This is a genomic window from Exiguobacterium sp. s50, from assembly GCF_018618175.1.
Taxonomy (GTDB): Bacteria; Bacillota; Bacilli; order Exiguobacteriales; family Exiguobacteriaceae; genus Exiguobacterium; species Exiguobacterium chiriqhucha.
This window is the reverse complement of sequence record NZ_JACSLP010000002.1, coordinates 64,578-88,699: the sequence shown is the minus strand read 5'-3', so window position 1 is coordinate 88,699 and position 24,122 is coordinate 64,578. Positions and strand designations below refer to the sequence as shown.

At 53.3% G+C, this 24,122-nt stretch carries 24 protein-coding genes and 1 riboswitch; of the genes, 9 read left to right on the top strand and 15 right to left on the bottom strand.

Annotated elements, in window-relative coordinates; translation table 11 throughout:
* Window positions 1-17: 17 nt before the first annotated feature.
* The 7 genes from KNP68_RS02825 (at window position 18) to KNP68_RS02795 (ending at window position 8,393) form a co-directional block, all read left to right on the top strand.
* Window positions 18-1,532 (top strand): BCCT family transporter, encoded by a 1,515-nt coding sequence (locus KNP68_RS02825; protein ID WP_138858644.1) that lies wholly within the window; start codon window positions 18-20, stop codon window positions 1,530-1,532.
* Window positions 1,533-1,653: 121 nt separating this feature from the next.
* The gene (kynU, locus tag KNP68_RS02820; protein WP_214755996.1) at window positions 1,654-2,931 is read left to right on the top strand and encodes a kynureninase; all 1,278 of its coding nucleotides are present in this window, start codon (window positions 1,654-1,656) and stop codon (window positions 2,929-2,931) included.
* 11 nt (window positions 2,932-2,942) lie between these two features.
* A complete protein-coding gene (kynA, locus tag KNP68_RS02815; protein ID WP_214755995.1) occupies window positions 2,943-3,782 on the top strand; it encodes a tryptophan 2,3-dioxygenase in 840 nt (279 codons plus the stop codon).
* Window positions 3,783-3,796: 14 nt separating this feature from the next.
* Window positions 3,797-4,420 carry an arylformamidase gene (gene kynB / locus KNP68_RS02810; RefSeq protein WP_138858641.1) on the top strand — a complete coding sequence of 208 codons (624 nt, stop codon included), beginning with the start codon at window positions 3,797-3,799 and terminating at the stop codon, window positions 4,418-4,420.
* Between the two features lie 124 nt (window positions 4,421-4,544).
* On the top strand, window positions 4,545-5,531 hold the full coding sequence (locus tag KNP68_RS02805) for a glycosyltransferase family 2 protein (protein ID WP_214755994.1): 987 nt from the start codon (window positions 4,545-4,547) through the stop codon (window positions 5,529-5,531).
* Window positions 5,479-5,868, top strand: a complete 390-nt coding sequence (locus KNP68_RS02800) for a GtrA family protein (RefSeq protein ID WP_214755993.1) — start codon at window positions 5,479-5,481, stop codon at window positions 5,866-5,868. The genes KNP68_RS02805 and KNP68_RS02800 overlap by 53 nt, the downstream gene beginning before the upstream one ends.
* Window positions 5,865-8,393, top strand: coding sequence for a YfhO family protein (locus KNP68_RS02795; RefSeq protein ID WP_214798582.1), 2,529 nt, complete (start codon window positions 5,865-5,867; stop codon window positions 8,391-8,393). Before KNP68_RS02800 ends, KNP68_RS02795 begins: the two co-directional genes overlap by 4 nt.
* Here KNP68_RS02795 and KNP68_RS02790 read toward each other — a convergent pair.
* A complete protein-coding gene (locus tag KNP68_RS02790) occupies window positions 8,386-9,270 on the bottom strand; it encodes a MurR/RpiR family transcriptional regulator (RefSeq protein ID WP_214798579.1) in 885 nt (294 codons plus the stop codon). The genes KNP68_RS02795 and KNP68_RS02790 overlap by 8 nt on opposite strands.
* 203 nt (window positions 9,271-9,473) lie before the next feature.
* Here KNP68_RS02790 and KNP68_RS02785 point away from each other — a divergent pair, with 203 nt between their 5' ends.
* Window positions 9,474-10,871 carry a 6-phospho-beta-glucosidase gene (locus tag KNP68_RS02785; RefSeq protein ID WP_214798576.1) on the top strand — a complete coding sequence of 466 codons (1,398 nt, stop codon included), beginning with the start codon at window positions 9,474-9,476 and terminating at the stop codon, window positions 10,869-10,871.
* A 118-nt stretch (window positions 10,872-10,989) separates the two neighbouring features.
* On the opposite strand, the gene KNP68_RS02780 is transcribed toward KNP68_RS02785, so the two are convergent.
* Entirely contained in the window at window positions 10,990-11,466 is a 477-nt protein-coding gene (locus KNP68_RS02780) for a GNAT family N-acetyltransferase (RefSeq protein ID WP_251131442.1), read from the bottom strand.
* A 67-nt stretch (window positions 11,467-11,533) separates the two neighbouring features.
* Here KNP68_RS02780 and KNP68_RS02775 point away from each other — a divergent pair, with 67 nt between their 5' ends.
* Complete coding sequence (locus KNP68_RS02775; protein ID WP_138858638.1) at window positions 11,534-11,980, top strand: DUF4385 domain-containing protein; 447 nt, start codon at window positions 11,534-11,536, stop codon at window positions 11,978-11,980.
* On the opposite strand, the gene KNP68_RS02770 is transcribed toward KNP68_RS02775, so the two are convergent.
* The 13 genes from KNP68_RS02770 to KNP68_RS02715 form a co-directional block, all read right to left on the bottom strand.
* Window positions 11,981-12,418, bottom strand: coding sequence for a GNAT family N-acetyltransferase (locus tag KNP68_RS02770; protein WP_214753473.1), 438 nt, complete (start codon window positions 12,416-12,418; stop codon window positions 11,981-11,983). It lies immediately after the preceding gene.
* Window positions 12,419-12,505: 87 nt separating this feature from the next.
* Window positions 12,506-12,955 (bottom strand): OsmC family protein, encoded by a 450-nt coding sequence (locus KNP68_RS02765; RefSeq protein WP_021065934.1) that lies wholly within the window; start codon window positions 12,953-12,955, stop codon window positions 12,506-12,508.
* A gap of 45 nt (window positions 12,956-13,000) precedes the next feature.
* The gene (locus KNP68_RS02760; protein WP_251131455.1) at window positions 13,001-14,128 is read right to left on the bottom strand and encodes a sensor domain-containing diguanylate cyclase; all 1,128 of its coding nucleotides are present in this window, start codon (window positions 14,126-14,128) and stop codon (window positions 13,001-13,003) included.
* A gap of 36 nt (window positions 14,129-14,164) precedes the next feature.
* A complete protein-coding gene (locus KNP68_RS15160; RefSeq protein WP_251130785.1) occupies window positions 14,165-14,566 on the bottom strand; it encodes a hypothetical protein in 402 nt (133 codons plus the stop codon).
* A gap of 134 nt (window positions 14,567-14,700) precedes the next feature.
* A complete protein-coding gene (locus KNP68_RS02755; RefSeq protein ID WP_214755987.1) occupies window positions 14,701-15,333 on the bottom strand; it encodes an SDR family oxidoreductase in 633 nt (210 codons plus the stop codon).
* Window positions 15,334-15,356: 23 nt separating this feature from the next.
* Window positions 15,357-15,995, bottom strand: coding sequence for a thiamine phosphate synthase (thiE, locus tag KNP68_RS02750; RefSeq protein WP_214755986.1), 639 nt, complete (start codon window positions 15,993-15,995; stop codon window positions 15,357-15,359).
* Entirely contained in the window at window positions 15,967-16,803 is an 837-nt protein-coding gene (thiD, locus tag KNP68_RS02745) for a bifunctional hydroxymethylpyrimidine kinase/phosphomethylpyrimidine kinase (RefSeq protein ID WP_214755985.1), read from the bottom strand. The genes thiE and thiD overlap by 29 nt, the downstream gene beginning before the upstream one ends.
* Window positions 16,803-17,591, bottom strand: a complete 789-nt coding sequence (gene thiM, locus KNP68_RS02740) for a hydroxyethylthiazole kinase (protein ID WP_214798574.1) — start codon at window positions 17,589-17,591, stop codon at window positions 16,803-16,805. Before thiM ends, thiD begins: the two co-directional genes overlap by 1 nt.
* Window positions 17,588-18,262, bottom strand: a complete 675-nt coding sequence (gene tenA / locus KNP68_RS02735; RefSeq protein ID WP_214755983.1) for a thiaminase II — start codon at window positions 18,260-18,262, stop codon at window positions 17,588-17,590. The genes thiM and tenA overlap by 4 nt, the downstream gene beginning before the upstream one ends.
* 81 nt (window positions 18,263-18,343) lie before the next feature.
* A riboswitch (TPP riboswitch) is annotated at window positions 18,344-18,448 on the bottom strand.
* Window positions 18,449-18,509: 61 nt separating this feature from the next.
* Window positions 18,510-19,958, bottom strand: coding sequence for an exopolysaccharide Pel transporter PelG (pelG, locus tag KNP68_RS02730; protein ID WP_058765034.1), 1,449 nt, complete (start codon window positions 19,956-19,958; stop codon window positions 18,510-18,512).
* Window positions 19,939-21,357, bottom strand: coding sequence for a GT4 family glycosyltransferase PelF (gene pelF, locus KNP68_RS02725; RefSeq protein WP_021065926.1), 1,419 nt, complete (start codon window positions 21,355-21,357; stop codon window positions 19,939-19,941). The genes pelG and pelF overlap by 20 nt, the downstream gene beginning before the upstream one ends.
* Window positions 21,354-23,201, bottom strand: a complete 1,848-nt coding sequence (locus tag KNP68_RS02720) for a DUF2194 domain-containing protein (RefSeq protein ID WP_214755982.1) — start codon at window positions 23,199-23,201, stop codon at window positions 21,354-21,356. Before KNP68_RS02720 ends, pelF begins: the two co-directional genes overlap by 4 nt.
* Window positions 23,183-24,121, bottom strand: a complete 939-nt coding sequence (locus KNP68_RS02715; RefSeq protein WP_214755981.1) for a tetratricopeptide repeat protein — start codon at window positions 24,119-24,121, stop codon at window positions 23,183-23,185. The genes KNP68_RS02720 and KNP68_RS02715 overlap by 19 nt, the downstream gene beginning before the upstream one ends.
* Between the last annotated feature and the right edge of the window lies 1 nt (window position 24,122).

Here is a 24,122-nt window from a genome sequence, read left to right as displayed (position 1 = left end):
TTTGGAAAGGAGTCCTCATGAACACTTCACCTGAAAAGCCACGCTTGAATCGCGTGTTCTACATTTCGGCGAGTCTCATCGCTCTCCTCGTCCTGTTTGGTGCGATTCGTCCGACGTTGTTCGCGACGATTGCCGGGAACATCTTCAACTTCACGACTCGCTCGTTCGGTTGGTTTTACTTACTCGCCGTCTTCTTGTTCGTCGTCTTCCTCGTCTTCCTCGCGTTCAGTAAATACGGGAAGATTCGGCTCGGGACGGACCAGGACCGTCCGCAATACCCGTTCTTTACTTGGATCGGGATGCTGTTCTCCGCTGGTTTCGGGGTCGGACTCGTCTTTTGGGGCGTTGCCGAACCGATGAGCCATTTCATCACCCCTCCGTATGCGGATACGACCGAGCTGACCGTCGAAGGAGCTCGATTGGCCATGGCATATTCCTTCTTCCATTGGGGCGTCAGCCAATGGTCCGTCTTCGCCATCGTCGGCTTGATTATCGCGTATTTCCAGTTCCGCCGAAATGCGGACGGCCTTATTTCGACGAGTCTGTCTCCGCTCATTAAAGACCGGGCTTATAAACAGCCGCTCAATCAAACGATTGATATTTTAGCCGTCATCGCGACCGTCATGGGTGTCGCCACGTCACTCGGTCTCGGTGTGCTCCAAATCAACGGTGGTTTGAACAGTGTCTTCGGGTTGCCGAACACAGCGCTCGTCCAAGTATTGATTATCGTTGTTTTGACCGTCTTGTTTTTGACTTCGACGACGACCGGTCTCGACCGCGGCATCAAATGGCTCAGTAATATCAACCTCGGGACCGCGCTCGTATTGATGGTATTCGTGTTCTTTGCCGGCCCGACCATCTTTATTTTAGAGACGTTCACCCTCGGGTTAGGGGATTATTTACAGAACTTTATCCGCTACAGTCTTCGTTTGCAGCCGTACCAGCAAGGGACGTGGGTGCGTGATTGGACCATCTTCTACTGGGCATGGGCCATCGCTTGGTCGCCGTTCGTCGGTGCATTCGTCGCCCGCGTCTCACGTGGCCGAACGATTCGTGAGTTTATCGTCGGGGTGCTCATCGTGCCACCGTTCATCGCGCTCTTATGGATTGCCGTGTTCGGCGGAACGGCCCTTCACCTCGACTTATTCGAAGGAACATCGATTGCGCAAGCGGTCGATGCCGATGTGACGAGTGCCTTATTCGTCACGTTCGCCGAATTGCCGTTCAGCTTTATTTTATCCGTCTTGTCGATTCTGTTGATTCTTACTTTCTTGATCACGTCAGCCGATTCGGCGACGTACATCATCAGCAGTATGACGACGAATGGTAGTTTGAATCCACCGCTCACTGTCCGAATCGTTTGGGGCATTTTGCTCGGCGGAATCGCCGCCGTTCTATTGATCGCGAGCGGGCTCGAGGGATTGCAGACCGCTTCACTCATCTCCGCCCTCCCGTTCACCGTCATCTTGATTCTGATGGTGTACACGCTGTTCAGTCTATTACGCAAAGAAAATGTCCGTAAAATCAAATAGGAATTAGGGTCGCCTCAAAGGCGGCCTTTTCTTTTGGGGATGCGTTCCTTCATATTGACACGTGCAAAGGCGATTGCTACGCTTTTGTCAGCATGACACGCAAGTCAAAGGGGGAAACGCTATGGCTCAAGATTTCACACGGGCGTACGCGGAAACACGCGACGCCAGCGACTCGCTCGCACCATACCGGGGAGAATTTTATTTGCCGCAAGACGGTATTTATATGGACGGTAACTCGCTCGGCCTGTTATCGAAACGGGCCGAACGGACGTTACTCGATTCACTGAGCGATTGGAAAGAGCTCGGGATTGATGGCTGGATGTCGGGACGCCACCCATGGTTCAACTTGTCAGAACAATTGGCCGCACTTAACGCCCCGCTCGTCGGAGCCAGAGCCGAGGAAGTGATGGTCACCGGGTCGACGACGGTCAACTTGCACCAACTCGTCGCCTCATTCTTTAAACCGGAAGGCAAGCGGACGAAGATTTTAGCCGACACGCTCACCTTCCCATCTGACATCTACGCCTTGAAGAGTCAACTCGAGCTCCGTGGACTCGCCCCGAGCGAACATTTGGTTCAAGTCTCGAGCCCGGACGGACGCTATTTGAAGGAAGAAGACATCATCGCAGCGATGACGGACGAGATCGCTTTGATCGTCTTGCCGACCGTCCTCTATCGCAGCGGACAAATTCTCGATATGGCCCGTCTCGCCATGGCGGCGCATGAACGGGATATCTTGATCGGCTTTGACGCCTGCCATTCGGTCGGCGCCATCCCGCACGCATTCCACGACTGGGGCGTCGACTTCGCCTACTGGTGCAACTATAAACATTTGAACGGCGGACCGGGCAGTGTCGGCGGCCTGTTCGTCCATGAACGTCATTTCGGGACGACACCTGGCCTGGCCGGTTGGTTCGGTTCACGCAAAGATAAACAGTTCGATATGGATCACACGATGACGCCGGCCGATGACGCAGGAGCGTTCCAAATCGGGACACCGCACGTCTTGAGTCTGGCCCCGCAACTTGGTGCCCTCGAGATGTTCAATGAAATCGGGATGGACGCCATCCGTGAGAAATCGCTCGCTTTGACGACGTATATGACTGCATTGATTGACGAGGTGCTCGCCCCATACGGATTCGTCATCGGCAGCCCGCGCAACGAGACGCAACGCGGTGCACATTTGAGCCTCGAGCATCCGGAGGCGGCCCGCATCTGTAAAGCGCTCAAACAACATCGCGTCATTCCGGATTTCCGGGCCCCGAACATCATCCGACTCGCACCGGTCGCGCTCTACAACACGTTCACCGATGTGTATGATGTCGTGATGACGTTACAGACAATTATGGAAAACAAAGAATACGAGGCGTTCGAGAACGTCCGCGAAGTCGTGGCCTAAGGAGAATCGATATGAGTGAACGGATTGAACATAAAGTCGAGCAATCGATTCAGACAGACTTTTCAAAAGACATGTCATACGGTGACTATTTACAACTCGACCCGATTTTATCGAGTCAGCACCGCTTATCGGATCATCATGACGAGATGCTGTTCATCATCATCCATCAGACGAGTGAGCTCTGGATGAAATTGATTTTGCATGAACTGACGGCGGCCGTGACCGCCATCGAGACGGGAGAGCTCGAGCGTTCGTTCAAGATGCTCGCCCGTGTCTCGAAGATTCAACAACAGCTCATCCAGTCGTGGAGCGTCCTCGCGACGTTGACTCCGGCCGAGTATTTGGAGTTCCGCGACAAACTCGGTTCGTCTTCTGGCTTCCAATCGTACCAGAACCGCCAAATCGAGTTCGCCCTCGGCTTTAAGAACGCGCGCACACTCAGTGTGTACGCCCATGATGAGAAGCTATATCCGCTTCTCGAGTCGTCGCTACAGGCACCGAGCATCTATGACATGACCGTTCGCGAAATGCATCGCCGTGGTCTCGCCATCGATGACACCGTGCTCAACCGGGACGTCACGAAAGACTGGGAATGGAACGAGAGCGTCGAAGCAGCTTGGGTCGAAGTATATCGCGATGTGAACAAGTACTGGGACTTGTATGAGCTCGGCGAGAAACTGCTCGATATCGGCAGCCAGCAGCAGATGTGGCGCTTCAACCATATGAGCACCGTCGAACGGATTATCGGTCAAAAGATGGGGACGGGTGGATCGTCAGGCGTCAATTACTTGCGCCGCGTCCTCGACCACCGTTTCTTCCCTGAACTTTGGACTGTCCGGACAAAACTGTAAGGAGGACGAACACGATGACATGGATTGATGTTTCGCAACCGCTCGAAGACACGATCACGACATGGCCAGGCGACACGGCGTTCCGTTACGAGATCGCGTGGCCGATGGCCGATAGCGGTTCGGTCAACGTCGGGAAAGTGACGATGAGCCTGCATACTGGAACGCATATCGATGCCCCGTTCCATTTCGAGGACGCCGGACAGCGCGTCATCGATCTCGATCCCGGGCTCTATATCGGTCCGGCCCGGGTCATTCATCTCCCTGGACACGAACGAATCGAAGCGACGGACTTGGACGGTTTTGACTTGACCGGCGTCGAACGGTTGATTCTCAAGACCGACGGCTGGCCGAACAAGCAGGAATTCCCGAGCCACATCCCTGAACTCACGCCTTCACTTGCCGACCGTCTCGGCGAACTTGGGATTTACTTGATCGGTCTCGATTTGCCTTCGGTCGACGCGATCGACAGTAAAGAGATGGCGGCGCACCACGCGCTCGCCCGCAACGGGGTCCACATTCTCGAAGGACTCGTCCTCGACCATATCGCCCCTGGTGATTACGAATTGAACGCCGTGCCGCTCCCGATCGTCAAAGGTGACGGCAGTCCGGTGCGCGCGCTCTTGCGTTCGCTCGACTAATTTGACATCCATCCGGAAAACCGGGTGGATGTTTTTTTGAGGGAAACATGGGGAAAGGCTTGAATCCGGCTTAGAGAGGGAACAGGGATACTGTTCTCATTATGTAAAAAGGAGTGGTTTCTTCATGAAAGTAATCTCATTTATTCTCCCTGCCTATAACGAAGAAAAAAACATTCCACTCGTCTTTGAAGCGATTCGAGAACAATTTGAGGGGATTTCTTACGACTATGAAATTGTGTTCATTAACGATGCGAGTTCAGACGATACACTCGGTGCAATCAAACGATTGGCGAAACGCCATCCCGAAGCGCGTTATGTCTCTTTCTCACGAAATTTTGGAAAAGAAGCCGCTATCCTCGCCGGCCTGCAACACGTAACCGGTGATGCGGCCATCATCATGGACACGGATCTTCAACACCCATCCGCTTTGATTAAGCAAATGGTGGTTGGTTACGAGGAAGGTTATGATCAAGTTATTGCTAAACGCGACCGCACCGGGGAGAGTGGTATCCGAAAAATCGCCGCTCAAACGTATTACAAATTAATTAATAAAATCGTCGATGTCGAACTTGAAGACGGAGTCGGTGATTTCCGTCTCCTCAGCCGGGAAGCCATCGACGCACTATTGCGCATGAACGAGAATCAACGCTTCTCGAAAGGATTGTTCTCCTGGATCGGGATGGAACAAAAAGTTGTCACCTACAAGAACGTTTTACGCCAAAATGGTGAGACGAAATGGTCATTCAATCAGCTATTCAACTATGGCGTCGACGGTTTGATTTCCTTTAACTCAAAACCGCTCCGTTTTTGTTTTTACACGGGCGTATCGATTTTGGTACTGTCGATGCTTTATATTTTGTTCACTTTGTTCGGAATTATTCAAGACGGTGTCGAGACCCCAGGATATTTCACCCTCATCTCGGCAATCCTTTTGCTCGGCGGGATTCAACTCGTCAGTCTCGGGATTATCGGCGAATATGTGGGGCGCATCTATTTCGAGACGAAACAACGTCCCGCTTATTTGATTCAAGAAACTAATATGCAAAGGAAGAGTGTGAATGAACAAAAGAAAGGCAGAGTTTATAAAATTCATCGTCATCGGGGGAATTAACACCCTCAATTACTATACGATTTACATGCTGTTTCATCACTTATGGAAAGTCGGCTATGGGGTCTCTCATGTGGTGGCGTTCACGCTCAGCATGGTCGCCTCTTTCTTTTTGAACAGCTATTTCACGTTTCAGGTCAAACCGACGCTACGCAAATTTTTGCAGTTCCCGCTGACACAAGTCGTCAACTTCACGGTCACGACCATCTGTATCTATCTGCTCGTCGAACAGTTCGGTATGTCGACATCGATTGCCCCATTGTTCGCCATCTTCATCGCCGTCCCAGCGACATTTATCGTCACGAGCAAAATTTTGAAACAAGGGCATACCGCTATATGAAGAACGTATGGCTTATCGTTGCAGCACTGGTCGTGTCCATCATTGCGCATGCCTTTCTCATCTATTATCAATCACAAGGCGGGTATGTCGCCGGCCCGAACGATGGATTGTCCCAGATGGTACCGTTCAAATATTTTTTATATGAAACGTTCCATAAAGGCAACCTTGTCTATGCCGAAGACTTCGGATTCGGTGGCGGGACCATCACCCAACTCGCTTATTATTATGCGACGTCCGTCGTCTTTTGGCTTACGGTCGCAGTCGTTTCCTTGTTCGACGTGCTCGGACTCGTCACGCCGGACCTCGAACTTTGGTTACAGCTCACCCTCTTCGTGAGTGTCATCCGTCTCGCCGCCGTCCTATTGTTTGCGACATATGCGTATCGGCTGTTCCACGTCAGAACATCTCACGCCTTCATCGGCGCAGTCCTATACGGCGTGTCCGTTATATACATCCGCCATGTGACATTTTGGGAGTTTTTCGCGGACGCCTTCCTTTGGGTTCCACTCCTTGTCATCGGACTCGAACGCATCATCCGGCTCGGCCGTGCCGATCTCTTTATCGCTATCAGCGCACTCATGCTCGTCAACAACTTTTATTTCGCGTACATCAATTTGGTTTTCGTCTTTGTCTACGTCGTGTTCCGCCAGTTCATTCACTTCCCGGAAGACCGTCTTAAACGCCGGCAACAGTGGATGTTTTATGTTGGTTCTGGTGTGCTCGCGTTGCTCCTTAGCGCTTTCGCATTCATTCCGGCGACGTATGGATTTCTGCAAAATGAGCGACCGTCTTTCGAGCACGAGATTGACCTGGTGCGATTCGATAACATTTTGTACGATAGCCCCCTGTTCATCATTCCGGCCGTCTTCATCCTATTCGCGCTTTATCGCCCACTCTATCGTCAGACGGCGTTTCGTCTCTTTGCAACGATGAGCCTTTTATTCACGGTACTCCATTTCAGCCCACACGTCGGAAGTTTCTTCAACGGGTTCTCGGCCCCGCAATATCGCTGGGAATATCTTGCGAGCTTTACAATCGGTGGTGCGGTAGCTGTCGGTTTATCGCATTGGCGGTTTGAAAGGAATGCGTTCCTTACTGCCGCTATAGGCACAATAGTGTTCTATCTCCTGTTCGGTCTGTTCGGGAATGTGACATGGCCTATCGGTCTCGTCATCTTTGGATTGATGCTCGTCTCGGTAGCGTCGCTTTGGTGGAAACCCCTCCTCGCGCCATACATCATTCTCGCCTCATGCCTCATCGTCTTTAACGGCTATACGAAACTCGTGCTTTACGATCAAGCCATCGTTAAGACGAACGAGTCATTCGTGAACAGTTCCGATTACGACAGCGCCGAACAACGTGAACTTGTTGCGCTCGTACAAGACGATGCCGCTCCGCTCGAACGACTCGATTGGATGGTCCCTTTGCGCAACAACACACCAATCGTCCAGTCGTTTCTCGGGACGAGCTTGTACTCGAGCATATTGAACGGGAACCTGTTGACGCTCTATTGGCGCGACCTTGAAATCGATATGGGACGGGAGAGCGTAAGCCGATACGGCTCGCTCGGCAATCGCGCCAACCTGCATCACTTATTATCGAGTCCGTACTGGATGCGCCATACCAACGTGGCGAGTGAAGCACCATACGGTTTTACCTTGCTCGCCGAGAGTGACCGGTATGCTGTCTATGAAAGCGAGATGCGTCTCCCGTTCGTCCGGACGACGACGTCCACATATCGTCAAGATGCTCTGGAAAACGCCTCGATGTTAACGCGCGAGCAAGCGATGTTGACCGGCGTCATTTTAGAGGATGGCGACGAAGCACCACTACCGGCCCAATCGATCAACTTTACGATGGAGGCTACCGACGCCGCACTTGAGGCTGAGACGCTCCGCGTCACAACGGACGACGGTGGCATCGACTTGATTCCGGACATCCCGCCGACGGCAACGGGAGACTTGTACGTCTCCTTCGACATTCGAAAGCTGGAGGGCGACGGGTTCTTCATCAAACTAGGTGGGTACCGGACAACACGTAAACCTGAGGCGTCGATTTACCGGACCGACCTCACATCGATGACGCTCCGCACACCGATGTCCGAGCGCATCCCGTTACGTCTTCCCGAAGGCACGTATGCACTCGAAAATGTGACCGTCGAGTGGGAAGATTATACGACGCTCACCAACATGATTCAAGAGACGAATCAGCGTCCTGATATCCCCTTCACCTGGGATGGTCCCGACCTTGACTTCACCATCGAGGATGCCGAGCCAGGAACGTATGCTGTTCTCCCCGTCCCATTTGAACGCGGGTGGCGCGCTTCCGTCAACGGAGAAGCCCGTGACGTCTTACAGGCCAACTATGCGTTCAGTGCGATCCAGCTCGATCAAGGACGAAACGAGGTCGAACTGACGTATCGGCCGCCCTTCTTTAAGATCACAACGGCGATGACATTGCTTGGTCTCGTCTTCTTCATCAGCTATCTCGTATATGTACGCCGCAAAGAGCATCCGTTCACGTGAACGGATGCTCTTCTTCTTGCATGACCTCACTCGAACTTTTACGATGGTCGAACCGTTTCGAGATTTGCACTTTGTAAGCCATGTTCGCCTCATAGTCTGTCGAGAACACACCAGCGTACAACAGGTCGAGCAGGCAATGAATCGAATCGTTCGTCGTGAAGCTCCCGATTTTCGAATAGAGGCGCTCACGGGTCGTCAAACGGAGCGTACAATCCGCCTGGTTCGAGATGGCATTCTCCCCTAGACTCGTCAAGGCGAGCACCGGCACACGTTGTTTCTTTAAGTAAGGAATAAGTCCGACCGTATAATCACTTTCTCCCGTATAGGAGATCAGGAGCGCACACGTCGTTTCGTCCGAGTTGGCCGCCTCGAATTCGGCATCGAATTCACAGAGGCTGACTTGCTTGCCGATCCGGTTCATCTTTGACTTGAAGTCGTGACAAAGCAACAAATTATGGATGACAGAAAAGACTTTGATGTGCCGCGCTTCACTCAACATCGTTACGGCCTGCTCGTATGCCTCGTGATCGAGCAACGACAGCGTGTCCTCGATCGTCATCTGCTTGAGCGCCGCCAGCTTGTTCGCCACAACCATCAAATTGTCCTTGGGTGAGAATGGCTCATTGGCATCGATATCCGAGAAGTGACGATTCAAATACTCGATTTCCTCCAAAAACTGTTCCTTCAATTCGAGCCAACCCGCAAACTCCAGTTTCGTGGCGATGCGACTTAACATCGATGGGTGTGTATACGTCGCCTCGGCGATTTGTTTCATCGTCTTGTCGTGGATCCGCTCCCGCTCGACGAACAAATAGTCGATGACGGCCCGTTCTGATTTAGAGAACAGGTCTTGCTTCATTTTCTCGGTCAATAGCATGTCCGGTCTCCTCTCGTGAATTGAATTCACAAAAATAAATGTCTATATGTTTCTTTTTGTAAACGCTTTCGGAGTTGTCTGTAAATCTATTGTGTTCATTTTTCTATATTTTATACTGAATGAGAAATGAGAAGATACATTCAGCGCTGATATTCATTTACACATCTGAGACTATTTTGTGAACATATGAGGAGGAGATTGGAATGACAACGGGAATCAAGCTCGTCACCATCGGGGGCGGCAGCAGCTACACACCCGAATTGATGGAGGGGTTCATCAAGCGTTACGAAGAGTTACCGATTCGTGAGATTTGGCTCGTCGATATCGAGGCCGGGAAAGACAAACTCGACATCGTCGGACAGATGGCGCAACGGATGTGGGACGCTTCTCCGTATGACGTCAAAGTACATCTGACGCTCGATCGTCGAGAAGCGTTACAAGATGCCGACTTTGTCACGACACAGTTCCGTGTCGGTTTGCTCGACGCCCGCATCAAAGACGAACGGATTCCGCTCTCGTACGGTATGGTCGGCCAAGAGACGAACGGGGCCGGCGGTATCTTGAAGGCGTTCCGTACCATTCCTGTCATCCTCGATATCGTCGAAGACATGAAACAGCTCTGTCCGGACGCCTGGCTCGTCAACTTCACGAACCCGAGCGGAATGGTGACCGACGCGGTCATCCGTTACGGCAAATGGGACAAAGTCATCGGACTGTGCAACGTGCCGGTCAATGCGATGATGGCTGAACCTGAGCTGATCGGCAAGAAGCCAGAGGACTTGATCTATTCGTTCGCCGGGTTGAACCATTTCCACTGGCACCGCGTCCACGACGTGAGCGGACAAGACGTCACGCGCGACATCATCGACAAGATGTACGACGGCGATTCGGGGATTCCCGCCAACATTCACGACATGCCGTTCTTCCAAGAACAACTGCAACAGATGAACATGATTCCTTGCGGCTATCACCGGTATTACTATCGTGCCGAGGAAATGCTCGCCCACATGCTCGAGGAATATCGGGATCCGGCCGTCGGCACGAGGGCCGAGCAAGTGAAGCAGACGGAAGCGGAGCTATTCGAGCTGTACAAAGACCCTAACCTCGACCATAAACCGGAGCAACTGTCTAAACGCGGTGGCGCCCACTATTCGGACGCGGCGTGTGAGACGATCGCCTCGATTTACGCCAATAAGAACACACATATCGTCGTCTCGACGAAGAACAACGGGGCCGTCCCTGATCTCGCCGCGGACGATGTCGTCGAAGTATCGGCCTATATCGGCGCGACCGGTGCGAAACCAATCGCGTTCGGCGCGCTCGCCCCCGCTGAAAAAGGATGGCTCCAAGTTATGAAGAACATGGAGCTGTGCGTCGAAGAAGCGGCCGTGACCGGTGACTACGGGCTCGCCCTTCAAGCGTTCATCATCAATCCGCTTATCCCGAGCGGCGAGACCGCGAAACGGGTGCTCGATGAACTGCTCATCGCCCATAAAGATTACTTGCCGCAGTTCGCCGATAAAATCGCTGAACTTGAAGCGAACGGCGTCACGATCAAAGACGAAGTCGTTCAAGCGCTCCAACCTGTCGAGCACGCATAAATAAAAGCCAGCGCGTCGCAAATCGACACGTTGGCTTTTCTTCACGCTTTAACACGTTCGTACTCCTCTTTCGTCACGACATAAATGAGGCTCTGCACAGTGCGCCCATCTAAGCGCGTCAACTGCTGAGACGTCGTGAACGCGTACGTGAAGCCTGTCTTTTCGACGACGCGACGCGACGCGACTGGTCGTTGAAGTCGAAATGACCGCACCAGATGCGTTCGAGTCCGAGGTCGTCAAAACCGTGCCGCATCACTTCATGGACGGCTTCCGGGATGTACCCTTGCCCCCAACGGTCCGGGCTGAGGACATACCCGATCTCGCGCTGCCGGTCATGCTGAATCTCAGGGTCCGGTCGGCGGTCGTGCAACCCGAGGCTGCCGATCACCTCACCTGTCTTTTTCAGTGTGATGGCCCAGACGTCTTGGTCTTGCTGGAACAGCCGGATGACGTCACGCGTCTCCTCGACCGATTGGTGCGGCGCCCAGCCTGCTTTCGGTCCGACCCGCTCGTCTTTCGCATAGTGAAACATCTGTTCAGCGTCCTCGAGCTGAAACGCCCGCAACCGGAGCCGATCTGTATCAAGTTGAATCATCTTGTTCTTCCTTTCTGTCGTTTCCCTCGGATTCGTTCCGGGAATGAATCCATGAGGAGGGATCACGATGCCATTTGATTATGATTTAGATTTTGAAACGATTGATTTCCGCGAACACCCCGAGCTGTATCGAGTCGGACGCGGCGAGCAAGGCGTCCTGCTCGTCGAACCGTATAAAAGTGAGATTCTCCCCCATTGGCGCTTCAAGACGCCTGACATCGCCAAACAGTCCGCCGATGAAATCATGGAGCTATTCGAAAAATACCGGGCCAACGATGATTTCGTCGGAATGGATATGGCCCGCAAATTCATCCAGATGGGCTATACCCGGGCGAGACGTTACGCCAACTATAAAGGTGGACGAAAATATAAGGACGACGGCGATCTCCACGACCGACAAATCGACGAGGAGAAAGCGGAATCGGCCCGCATCTTCAAAGAGCGATGGGACCAGCTTCGGGCGGACGAGGACTATTTGAAGCGAAAGAAAGCCCATCAGAAACAGTACGGCTGATTATCGGGTCATGACGAGAAAACGGGTCGCCCCTTTTTCAAACGAAGTGACCTGTCGAAACCCGAGCTGCTCATAGAGATGGATGGCCCGCTCATTGAACGCGGCCACCGTCAACCGGAGCGGTTTGCCTTCGTGCGCCGCTTCTTGCATCACCAACCGGACGAACGTACGCCCGTGTCCCCGTCCCGTTCGATCCGGGCGCATGCCGAGCCCGAGGTCGACGCATGTGTCATCGTAGACGTATGTATCGTTCGGCACTTGTGCGTACGTGCCGAGACAATAGAAACCGATCAACGCCTCGTCATGGACGGCCTGATACGCCATCAGTTCATCCAGCCCTTCCGCTGAAGCTTCTTGGTTATAGAAATCATACGGTGCCTCGTACGTCCACGCTTGAATCGCGCGGGCGTCTTGCTGTGTCATCGGGCGAATGTCCATGACAACCTCCTTTCTCACGTCTCTTTTTGTTCGTGCTCGTCGGCAAACATTCCTGTCTACATCAAAAAAGGATGGGTCGCCCCATCCTCACTTCCGTGTCCACGTCGCCGTGATGTCGACGTCGGCCGCATGCATTAAATTGTGGATTGGACAACGAGCCTCAACGCCTTTTTGGAGCGCCGCAATCCGTTCATCCGATTCGGTCGTATCGAGGACGATGTTGACGTGTACTTTCTCAAAATACGTCCGTACTCCTTCAACGCCTTGGAAGCCGCGCGGGTCGAGCGTTCCTTCGGTCACGAACGTCACCCCGTCATAGTTGAAATCTTGGTCTTGCGCCACGTAGGCAATCATGATTGTCGTACACGACGACAACGCCCCGAGCAAATATTCGAGCGGATTCGGACCGGCGTCCGTCCCGCCGAGACGTTCCGGTTCATCGACGACGAACGGTTCGAGGTCACGCACATGCACCGTCGTCTTCACACTCGTCGCTTCCCCTTCGGCTCGCATCGTCACTAACGGTTTTTCAGTCATATTGTCTCCTCCTCTATCAAATTGCCATCTTCATTCTCGTTCCCGTTATTTCGGTCCATGTAACACTTCGTCATAAATCGCATAGTCGTTTTTACCGTGTTGCTTGATTTGATACATCGCCTGATCAGCTTTATGAATGAGCGTGTCCAAGTCCGCCCCTTGATCCGGTGCGACACTGACCCCGATGCTCGCTCGAATCGGAATCGTCTCCCGTCCGAGCCGGAACGGCCGCTCCGTCAGCAGCAACTGCAAGCGCTCGACGAACGCAACGATGTCATCTGCATCGACGTTCGGCACATACATATAGAACTCATCCCCGCCGACGCGCGAGGCCAGTCCCGCTTCCGGCGTCGCCATCTCAAGCAACTCACCGAGATGAATGAGAAAATCATCGCCGACTTGGTGGCCGTACGTGTCGTTGATTCCTTTAAAGCCGTCGAGGTCAATGAGGACAAGCGCGACCGTGTCCGCTTGCAGTAATGCCTGGTCGGCCTGCTCATAAAACGCCCGACGGTTCGCGAGTTTCGTGAGCGGGTCATGATAGGCGAAGAAGCGAATCGACTGTTCGGCTTCTTTGAACGAATGGACGTCTCGAATCAAAATCATGCCGTGTATTTTTTGATCGATATAGACGAAATCACCATCGATGACGACGTACCGTTCTTGTCCCGATTTTGTCTGAATCTTCGTCTCGAACTCGAGAAACTTTTTTTGCGCATGGAAATGTTGGTCGTAATGCGCACTCCATTCGTCCCGCTTTTTCTCGGGCAACAAATCGACAAAACGTTCATTGACGACACGGACCGTATGAAACAATGTGCGCGCGGCCGGATTCGCACTCTCAATCTCTCCCTGATCATCGACGAGCAGAATCGCCGACGGGTTCAAGTTATAGAGCGTGCCATACCGTTTGACGTAAGACGCTAGGAAATCAAGTCGATTCATCGCGACGACGAGAGCGACCGCCCAGACAAGCCCACCGTACATATACGCGTAAGGCGGCATGATTCCGCGGAGCTGGACGTATCCGAAGACGATGTCCCAGACAAGAACGGCGACGGCCGTCCAAATGAGCATGCGCAGGACACGCTGATGCTCGAAGCGCTCGGACCGCTTAAGGGCATACATCAATAATAGAATCACAAGAAAATGAAACACGTTACCGACGGTCATCGTCGTCAAATAAGACGCGTTGAACTCAGGATAAATTCAGACACCGACTTGGTCGAAACGCTGACTGTTCAAGATGTTCTCTTGACGGATGAACGTCAAGGCGACCGGGACGAGCGGCAAATAAATGGCATACGGATAAATCCATCTCGGTAACTTCGCCCCGACGCCCGTCACTTTGACAATGAAGTGGACGGAACACACAAAAATCAAAATGCCAGCGTTGCCGAACCAATAGGTGACGAAGGCGGGACTGGCTTCAATTGGGGACAGATGTCGTCCAAACTCGCCCAAGAACAACATCGCGTAGCCAAATACGAACAGGCTGAGCAGTCGATGCTCGACTTGGCGAGGGTTCCGGAGCAAAACATCAAGGGCAAGGTGGCTCAATAAGAAAGCCGGAAGCAAGTAAACGGCCATATAGAGAAATAGTGTGGTCACGGATAGACCCCTTTCTTCAAACAAATCCATCTCTTACTTTCTCTATCGGTCGAAGCGAATCCTTTCTCGAGTGCGCGGACACATCCATACAAAAAGCGAGCGGAACCAAGTCCGCTCGCAGTCGTCATCTCTTTTCATAACGTGTCTTCGATTGCCGTGTCGCCTTTGACGAGGTCAATCGCTTGATTGTAGGCCGCGTCATGACCGATGAGGTGGGCCAAGAAGGCCGCCACGTCTGCACGTGGAATCTCACCCGTTGAGACGTCGCCCGTCTTCACTTTGCCCGTGCCAGCGTCGTCCGTGAGAGCGCCCGGACGAACGATCGTATACGTCAGTCCGCTCTCCTCGAGCAAACGATCGGCATGATGCTTCGCGACATAGTATGGTTTCATCTCTTCCGGCCATGCCGAACGATCTTCCGCCTTCAAGGCGCTGACCATGACGAACTGGTTTACATTCCCGTTCTTGGCAGCCTCGATGCTTTTCGCCGCGCCGTCAAGGTCGATTAACAGCGTCTTGTCGGCTCCGGTGCTACCACCTGAACCGGCTGCGAAGACGACCACGTCCATGCCAGACATTGCTTGTTCAAGTGACGAGACGTCACCTTCGAGGTCGCCTAGGACGGCCTGATAGCCTTTTGACGTGAAGTCATCGAGTTGCTCTTGTTTTCGAACCATCGCCGTGACTTGGTGTTTCCCTTCCTCGTGCAATCGTTCCACGAGCTGTTTTCCAATCTGTCCATTCGCGCCTATTACAAATACGTTCATCTGTCTTCCTCCTCGATTTGAATTCAGAGACAAGCGAAACGCCGTGTGGCTATGGCCACATCCGGTGCAGAAGCGATGGCTGAGATGACGGCGACGCCGTCCGCCCCGTCGTTCCGAATCATCGGGACATGTTCCGGTAAAATGCCGCCAATCCCCACGATTGGCAGCTCTCGATACATGTCTCGGACTTGCCGGATGAGTGTCGTCCCGTTCACTGCCCCGGCATCTTCTTTCGAAGTCGTCGGGTAAATTGGGCCAATGCCTACATAATCCGCATGCTCGATGGCTGCTGCCGCTTCTTCGAGCGTGTGGACCGAGACACCGAGCCACTTATCTGGACCAATCCGCTCCCGAACGATTGCGGCCTCGGCATCGTCTTGTCCGATATGCACGCCGTCCGCATCAATGCGCGCCGCCAATTCAACATCGTCGTTGATGATGAACGGGACGTCATACGAACGACAAAGTGCTTGCAGGGTCCTTGCCATCGCTTCTTTTTTATCCCCATACAGTGCCTCTTTACCTTTTTCACGAAATTGAAAACATGTCACGCCACATTGGAGTGCCGTTTCTACCGTCTGGAGCATGTCTTTCGTGTTCGGTGTCCCGCATACGAAGTAAAGCCGTAACTGTTCAGCGAGTGCCCGCCTTGATGGATTCAATCGTCACGCCCTCCTCTCCATACGCCACATATGCCCAATGGTTCGTCGGTCCGTGTCCGGCGCCGATCTCGAGGCCATGGGTGATGGCGCTTTGAATGAACCGCTTCGCCGTCACCGCCGCCTCCATGATGGAACGACCTTTGGCAAGTTCCGCTGTAAGCGCCGCCGAAAATGTACAACCTGTTCCGTGTGTATCGCTCGTCTGGATGCGCGGGGCCGAGAGGAGGAACACTTCTGACTCCGTCATGATCAAGTCTTCGGCAGTTTCACCTTCGAGATGGCCGCCTTTTAAAATAACCGCGCGCACACCGTACGCTAACATCCGCCGAGCCGCCTCGAGACGATCATTAAACGATCGAATCGTCAAACCGGTCAGCACTTCCGCTTCCGGCACGTTCGGCGTGACGACTGTCGCGAGTGGCAACAAGAAGGTCTTGAGCGCATCGACCGCCGTGTCCTGTAAAAGCGGAGCCCCTCCTTTCGCAATCATGACCGGGTCGACGACGAGTCGGTTGAAGACATGACGTTTCACCCCGGTAGCGACCGCCTCGATGCGCGACGCATCAAATAACATCCCGGTCTTACATGCTGCGATCGAAAAGTCCGAACCGATTGCATCGAGTTGTTGCGTGACGAGTTCCGGCGACACTGCTTCGACCCCATGCACCCCACGAGTGTTTTGAGCGGTGACGGCCGTCAGAACGCTCGTCCCGAACACGCCGAGCTCTTGAAACGTCTTCAAATCAGCTTGGATTCCCGCTCCCCCGCCAGAGTCCGAACCCGCAATCGTCAATACTTGCGGCCGCATCATAACACCACCTCAATACGGTCGCTCGGCAACTCGACGGCCGTCATCTTGCCGAGTTCATTCAAGAAATGAACGGGGAAGTCGCCCGGTCCGTCCGCCAAAGCGGTAGCCAGTTCGCCGCACCGGGCATATCCGGCGAGCGCTGTCGCCGTGGCCGTAACCGCATCCCGTTCGACCGCAAGGAACGCACCGACGACCGCACTCAGTAAACAACCGGTCCCTGTCGTCCGGGCCATCGCGCCAGTGCCGCCTTTAATTTCAATCGTCACGTCCCCGTCACTGACGACATCCGTCTCTCCGGTCACGGCAACGACACAGGTGTAGCGCTTAGCCGCTTCACGCGCGATGTGATTCAAATCATCCCGCGTTTCCCCGGCATCAACGCCGCGCGCCGCCGCGTCGAGACCAATCAATGTCGCGATTTCTCCGGCATTCCCACGGATGACCGTCGCACGGACAGATTGCAGAATCGCCTCGGCGACGTCGCGCCGAAATGAGGTCGCCCCGACACCAACCGGATCGAAGACGACTGGACGACCTGCTTGATTCGCCGCCTGTCCGGCTCGAATCATCGTACGTTCCGTCATTGCATCGAGTGTACCGATATTGAGCACGAGCGCATCGCTTAAAGACGCCATCTCGGCCACTTCTTCGACCGCGGACGCCATGACCGGGGCCGCCCCGATGGCGAGCAACCCGTTCGCTGAAAAGTTGGCGACGACGATATTCGTGATGTTGTGGATGAGTGGCCGTTCGGCTCTGACTTTGTCCCATAAGTCGCGCTTCATCGTGTCACCCCCGCCGGTAAATCCCACGACTCGAGCGTCCACGCCATCTCCCAAAACGCATGTTCATAATAACAACTCTTCAAGAACAACTGTTGATACCGAAAGCGTTCTTCCGCTGTCGCTTGTCCGGCGAGCACGTCGAGTCGTTCAATCTGTTCCTCGACGAGGTCGCGGAACCATTCCGACCCGTACGTCGCAATCCACGTCGCATAAATCGGATGATCGGGTGTCGCGTCTTTCATGCGTTCGCCAATCTCGTAATAAACCCAATAGCACGGCAAAATTGCTGCGAGCACATCACCGAGCGTTGGACCGGCATGTTGCATATGGAGCGCATAGGCGTAAGCCGTCGGAGCCGGCTCGAACGTCGCCCACTCTGCGTCCGTCACGTCGAGCAACGTGAAAAACTCACGATGCAGCGCATGCTCTGCTTCGATGGTATGGAGCGCGTGCGTCAAAAAGCGGCTCGCCACTTCCATGTTCGGGGCGAGGGTCGCGCCTTTCGCCTGTACTTTCGAGAACTGATTCAAATAATACGAGTCTTGCATGACGTAATGCCGAAACTTCGCCTCGTCGAGTTCACCCGTTCCGAGCTCGCGGACGAACGGATGGTCAAAGCTGGCTTGAAACAAGGTCTCGGCCTCTTGTCGTAGATGTGCGGTGAATGTCATGTTTTCTCCTCCTTTGTGATCAAAAAAGACGCCGCCTCCCATAACGGAAGCGGCGTCGGATTTACACAAAGTGTACGAAAACAATCGGTTCGCCCACTTCCCTACGCTAGCGTGAACTAGATCAGGTTCAAAGGGTCTGGACCTCGTCCATCTCAGCCGCGTCACGCGACTCCCCTAGTGGTAAACATTATGAAATTCGGTCGTCTACGACCACATCATATCAGTCTTTCCCTGTACTGAAAACCCTTTATCGCGAAAAGCGCCGGTTCAACAACGTCCCCATTTGCGAGAACCGCTCGGTGCCGAGCTTGCGACGGTTCGACGCGGCGAACACGTAATAATCGACTTTGCCCATATAATAAATCAAACGCAGGCCGGCCAAGAAGAACGTGATCGTTGTGCTGACGGCAAAGCCGACACCGTACCAATCGATGCCGCGCGGCAAGAGCAGTAACGTGAACAACGCGTTCAACGTGAAGAACGAGATGTTGACGAACAACGCCCCGCGCCGGTCCTCGAAATAGAGCAACAACAACGTCAAGATGAGAATCATCGCATTCGCGAACGCCGCGAGCGTCGTCATCCGAAAGATTTGACCGATCTCATCCGGGACACCAATCCAACTGACGAACACGCCCGCCATCAGGATGGCGAACAGCGTCACCACGCCTTGGCTCCGCGCAAGTCGAATCAACTCATTTTTCAATACGGACGTCATCGTCTGTTTCGCCTTCTCGATTTGATGGAGTGCCCCGCCGTAGTTGATCAATCCATAAAACGTACGGTAGCGCTCATAAAACCGGGTCTCGACAGCGACGACGAACAACAGCTGCGTCGGGATAATCGTCAAGTACGACCAAAAGATGGCCGTGTCATAATACGGGTTGAACAAGAACGAGTCCGCGATGATCACACGTCCTTCACCGAACCAGATGATGAAATTCGTGACCCAAATCCCGAGCACGTACAACACGCCGATGGCGAACAAGTCTGGATAGCGGTCGAAGTACTTGAAGTACGAGAACTCTTTCACCGCGTAACGGAGCGGGAACGTCCGGAGCATCGCGAAGAACAACCCGAACAACGTCACAATCATCCCGACCGTGAAACCGAGCAACAGCTCAAGACTCGACGGGTCGACCATGAGACGGCTAATCGCATAGACGCTCCCGACCGAGATGAGTCCGCCGAGCAGGAAGCTATAGGCCACGGCTTGATAATACTTGGCGGCACTTAAAAACAAGAACATGACCCAGATGACGTTAATCGTCATGAATAAAACGAACAACGTCAGTTTGTACAGAAAATCGAGCGGCGACAATAGCCAAAAGATACTATACAGCAAGCCTGCCGCGAGAATCGTCACTTTGAGCATCCCGGTGAACACCGGGAAAATCTCATGTGCCTTCTTCTCATAAAACAAGTCCGCCACGTATCGGGTGACGACGAGCTGTTGAAAACTGAACAAGATTTGCGAGAAGATGAACGCGTACGAGACCGAGATCATGAAGAGCGTCCGTTCGGCGAGCGACAACGTCGGCATTTGGAACGCCAACCATTGAATCGTACCGACGACCAAGATGACAATCAACCACGGTCCGGATGTGACGAGGCCGGAGAACGTGTACGCCTTCAGCCGGGACGAATAGTAGTCTTCTTGGAACAACTTCTGTAACTTAAACCCGATGCCCGCCATACTGTTCCCTCCTCGCTTCATAGATAGCCTTATAGCGGTCCACGACTTGTTGGAGACGATAATATTGGCGGACCCGCTCCCGTCCGTTCTTGCCGAACCGCATTCGTTCCTGCGGGTAATCCATCATCCATTCGACTTTGTCGGCGACCGCTTCCGGATGAACCGGTGGCACGATGAAACCGGCCGGACCAAACGGGTCATCCGCTCGTCCGTATAAAAGCTCGGAACAGGCGCCGACATCGGTGGCGACCCACGGAATCCCGGCGGCCATGCCTTCGAGAATCGCGAGCGGCTGCCCTTCCGAGATGCTCGTCAGGAGCAGTAAATCAAAGGTCGGCAAATACGTTTGAACGTCCACTTTCCCGGCCAGTTCGACATAATCACTCAATCCGCTCTGTTCGATGAGCAGACGGCACTCTTCCGCATATTCTTCATCCTCGTCGAGTGGACCCATGATTGTCAGTTTGAACAGACGATGCCGCTCCTGCAAAATCTTGGCGGCGTAAATCATCGTCTTCAAGTCTTTGATGGGAACGAGGCGGACGATGGCACCGATTTGAAAGAGGTCGTGCTCCGGACGATTGACCGTCGCCTGGATTTGTCGGTCGGCAATCCCGTTGGCGATAATTTTCGTCTTCTCGCTCGGGGCGCCGATCCATTCCTGATATTCGCGATTCCGCTCGAACAAGGTGATAATTTCATCGGCCGCGTTATACGCCTCGCGGGACAAGTGGTGGAAGAACCTGACCCATCTCGGCTTATACGGCGCCGGAATCCAATACGACTGTAAAATTTCTTCCTCGCGTTCACGGGAATAAATGCCATGCTCGGTCAAGATGAACGGGATCCCTTGCGTCTCTTTCATGTAGGAAGCGACTACCCCGGCATAACCCGTCGATACGGAATGGACGAGGTCGACTTTCGGGAGCGGCTGATGGAGCACCCGCAAAATCGGGGTGTACATGCTTTGCCACATCCAGAAATAGTCGATGAACGAGCCGCCGTTCATCTCTTCGGCGTAGGCGGCCTTCACGTTGCGCCAAAAGAACTCGCTCGCGAAAAACGCCTCGCTCGAAGGCACTTCTTTCCCGAGTAGTCGCAACGCTTGCCGGTTCGGGCTTCTTAACATGAGCCAATCCGACACGTTCTGTTCGTCGTCGGCACCCCACTTCAATCGTCCCCTCGCGCGTTCACCTACGTCGTTCAAATACAGATGGGTGATGCCCGAGACGTTCGGAGGGAGCGCGTATTTCATGTCTTCTGGCCGTTTCTCGGTCGGTTGAATCGAGATGATTTCAAACGACACCTCGGGCATCGCCTCGATTAACGTCTGCGTCCAGCTCGATACGCCTCCGCTCACGTACGGATAACTGCCCTCTAAGACAAGTCCGATTTTCATTGCGCTTCCCCCTTGATGTCGATCTCAGCGTTCGCCGATGTCAGTTTGACGAGATAGAGCGGTCGGTCGGCCTCCCACTGCTCGACCGTCCCGAAATCAAACTTTCCTGTCTCGAGTGACTGGCCCGGTTTCAGGCGAATCGTAAAATGAGACGGGTTGACGAGCCCTTCCCCGGCCAAATAGACCGTCGACTCATCGAACGTGACGTTCAAATCAGCTTGTTGGTATGTGATCATCTTTTCGGTCGCATAGTGTTGCGTATATGCCTCGAGGTGCGGATATTGATCCTTCACGTCGTGGACGATTTTGCGAAGACTCGCGAACATCGTATCCCAATCCCGACCGAAGGCCCGGTCGGGGTCGATGACATCATCCGGGTGAATGAAGTGGGAAAACACACCGAAGTTGGCGATTGCATCGACCATTTGGAAAATCGATCCGCGCTCTTCCCCGTAATCGCTTGTCACACGCGGGAAATGGTACAAGTTCGGATGCGTCGCATCAAATTCGAACTCTTGGACGAAGTCCCCGCTCTCCGGCTCCCCCGTGTAGAGCGAAGCAATCGTTCGCAGTTCTGGCAACGCCTCGGCGATCGCATCGACCCCAGTCCGGTTGAGCGCGTTCGACGGCGGAACGTATGACTTGAGCGTTTCAGCCGGGAAATAGTTCGCAAACACGGACTCGGCTTGAAGCAATGACCGTTTCATCTCGTCTTTATCTTGCCACGGAATGTACCCGTACGTCGGGTCAATCGGTTCATCGGCCGTGACGAGCGACTGGTGGTTATAGCCATGGAGTCCGATTTCCCCACCGTGGGCGATCAATTTGCGACCGAAGTAGAGCATTGGGAACTCACCCCGTTTGATTAACTGTTCGTCGACGAGCTCCATCTCCTCTTCATATGTCCCAATCATGGCACCCGTGTAAATCAAGTCGTCGTCTTTCGCCAAATCGACCATATCTTCCCACCAATCCTCGGCGAAGAAATCTTTGACCGATTTATCGAGCGGGGTCGCGGACACGTCCTTCATTTTCCCGTCCATGACCGGTGCCGGGAAATCATCGATGTACATGAGTTTGATCGCTGCTTGTGCTGTGACGAACGCCGGCGGCATCGTGCCGAGCGTCTGCACGAACAGACCGCGGATCATCTTTTGGTTCGTGATTGTCGTGTTCCAATAAAGGACGTTCCCTTCGCCGACACCGTATTCCCAAAGGATCGGGAATCCTTCGGCCGACAACATGACGTTGGCCTCGTCTGCAATCGCAAAATCGACGACGCTATGGACAAATAAGTCGTCCGGTGGGTTCAAGTCGACATACCCAGGGAAAATCATCTCTTCAAAATTTAGACCATACACGTCCGGTACGTACTCACCGATTTCTTCGATGCCGGTCAACGCGTTCCATGCCGGATCTTTAAACCGATTCGCAAAGACGAGGTTCCCGCCTTGTTCGACATAACGTTTCATTTCCACGAACGGCCATCTTGTCGTATCTTCACCCGTGAAAATGATGATGGTGTATGGAGATGGCGAAATCGATCCGACGGCGCCTGGGTTCACTTCGCGAACATCAAGTTTCGCATACTGCAGACCGTACAGCAGGTTGTCCGCCGTTTCGACAGCCAAATCACCTTCATCCCGGACGAGATAAACTTGAAGCTGATGCTGACCCGCTTTTGCCGAGGCATCACTCTTCAACTGATCGATGTTCATCTGTTGCTCGGCGACGTTTGGCAACAACGTGTGTAGCGAGTGGATCCGTAAGTATTGAATCGCACCGACGACGACTAAAAATAAGACGATGAAGAGCGAGAATGAGATTACAGTTCGTTTTTCCATGATGTCGTGTCACTCCATTCTTCAAACAACAGTCGGTACTCATACGGTACGTCCTCCAGTGAGAATTGGGTCTGCATCATAAACATGACCGCCTTCACTTCGTTCCAACGTTCGCGCTCATAATAGTAATTGATCAGCATCAGATGAGCCTCGATGCGTTCCGGGAAATGATGGACGTACTCTTTTAAGATGTTCAATTGCTCTTTGGGCCGCTCTAACGTGAGATAAATCTCGTTCAAGTCCTCGTAAATCCAAGGCGAAGGTGGATAGAGCGTCTTCGCTTTCAATAATTCCTCCAGCCATGCGCCTCGCTTGTCCTTCAACATGACCTCGGTGATGAGCTCACTATGGATCATGCGTTTATAAATCGTCGCAAGCCGTCGAATCGTGTCTGGGTTACCTAAGTCGTATTCGCGTTTGGCGTGTTTCAATTCTTGTTCATATTGATCGATCAAGATGTTCATTGTCGCCGCGGCGTAGTGGACAGTCTCGCTGTCCGTGCTCTCAAGTCCCATCTGCAAATACTTGCCTTGCTGGTCAATCGACTGGTTGACGTGCGTCAAAATCGAGTGTTTGCGGATAGCCGGATCTTTCGAGTTGATGGCGTCGGTGAGCGGTAACAGATGACTGCTGCTGCTCGCTTCATGACGAATTTGTTCATAGTTGACGACCTTGAAGTCGATATAGTCGTCATAGTCTTCAATCAGACCGCTCCGACCGAACCGTTCAGCAAGCCGATACACCGCATAGACGGCAAGTTCGGCCAGAAACGGTAAGAACAGACCGAAGCTGAGCGCCGCCACCGCGACGCCATAATCCGGCGCTTTCATTCTTCGTTTCAACACGATCAATAATCCGAAGGCGAGCAGTGCATGAACGACATAAATCCCGATCAATACGAGACGAATGGTAGACTCCATC

Bases quoted from the DNA above. Each gene is read 5' to 3' on its own strand.
- KNP68_RS02825 (WP_138858644.1), top strand. From the start codon at position 18: ATGAACACTTCACCTGAAAAGCCACGCTTGAATCGCGTGTTCTACATT.
- kynU (WP_214755996.1), top strand. From the start codon at position 1,654: ATGGCTCAAGATTTCACACGGGCGTACGCGGAAACACGCGACGCCAGC.
- kynA (WP_214755995.1), top strand. From the start codon at position 2,943: ATGAGTGAACGGATTGAACATAAAGTCGAGCAATCGATTCAGACAGAC.
- kynB (WP_138858641.1), top strand. From the start codon at position 3,797: ATGACATGGATTGATGTTTCGCAACCGCTCGAAGACACGATCACGACA.
- KNP68_RS02805 (WP_214755994.1), top strand. From the start codon at position 4,545: ATGAAAGTAATCTCATTTATTCTCCCTGCCTATAACGAAGAAAAAAAC.
- KNP68_RS02800 (WP_214755993.1), top strand. From the start codon at position 5,479: ATGAACAAAAGAAAGGCAGAGTTTATAAAATTCATCGTCATCGGGGGA.
- KNP68_RS02795 (WP_214798582.1), top strand. From the start codon at position 5,865: ATGAAGAACGTATGGCTTATCGTTGCAGCACTGGTCGTGTCCATCATT.
- KNP68_RS02790 (WP_214798579.1), bottom strand. From the start codon at position 9,270: ATGCTATTGACCGAGAAAATGAAGCAAGACCTGTTCTCTAAATCAGAA.
- KNP68_RS02785 (WP_214798576.1), top strand. From the start codon at position 9,474: ATGACAACGGGAATCAAGCTCGTCACCATCGGGGGCGGCAGCAGCTAC.
- KNP68_RS02780 (WP_251131442.1), bottom strand. From the start codon at position 11,466: ATGATTCAACTTGATACAGATCGGCTCCGGTTGCGGGCGTTTCAGCTC.
- KNP68_RS02775 (WP_138858638.1), top strand. From the start codon at position 11,534: ATGCCATTTGATTATGATTTAGATTTTGAAACGATTGATTTCCGCGAA.
- KNP68_RS02770 (WP_214753473.1), bottom strand. From the start codon at position 12,418: ATGGACATTCGCCCGATGACACAGCAAGACGCCCGCGCGATTCAAGCG.
- KNP68_RS02765 (WP_021065934.1), bottom strand. From the start codon at position 12,955: ATGACTGAAAAACCGTTAGTGACGATGCGAGCCGAAGGGGAAGCGACG.
- KNP68_RS02760 (WP_251131455.1), bottom strand. From the start codon at position 14,128: ATGACCGTCGGTAACGTGTTTCATTTTCTTGTGATTCTATTATTGATG.
- KNP68_RS02755 (WP_214755987.1), bottom strand. From the start codon at position 15,333: ATGAACGTATTTGTAATAGGCGCGAATGGACAGATTGGAAAACAGCTC.
- thiD (WP_214755985.1), bottom strand. From the start codon at position 16,803: ATGCGGCCGCAAGTATTGACGATTGCGGGTTCGGACTCTGGCGGGGGA.
- thiM (WP_214798574.1), bottom strand. From the start codon at position 17,591: ATGAAGCGCGACTTATGGGACAAAGTCAGAGCCGAACGGCCACTCATC.
- tenA (WP_214755983.1), bottom strand. From the start codon at position 18,262: ATGACATTCACCGCACATCTACGACAAGAGGCCGAGACCTTGTTTCAA.
- pelG (WP_058765034.1), bottom strand. From the start codon at position 19,958: ATGGCGGGCATCGGGTTTAAGTTACAGAAGTTGTTCCAAGAAGACTAC.
- pelF (WP_021065926.1), bottom strand. From the start codon at position 21,357: ATGAAAATCGGACTTGTCTTAGAGGGCAGTTATCCGTACGTGAGCGGA.
- KNP68_RS02720 (WP_214755982.1), bottom strand. From the start codon at position 23,201: ATGGAAAAACGAACTGTAATCTCATTCTCGCTCTTCATCGTCTTATTT.
- KNP68_RS02715 (WP_214755981.1), bottom strand. From the start codon at position 24,121: ATGGAGTCTACCATTCGTCTCGTATTGATCGGGATTTATGTCGTTCAT.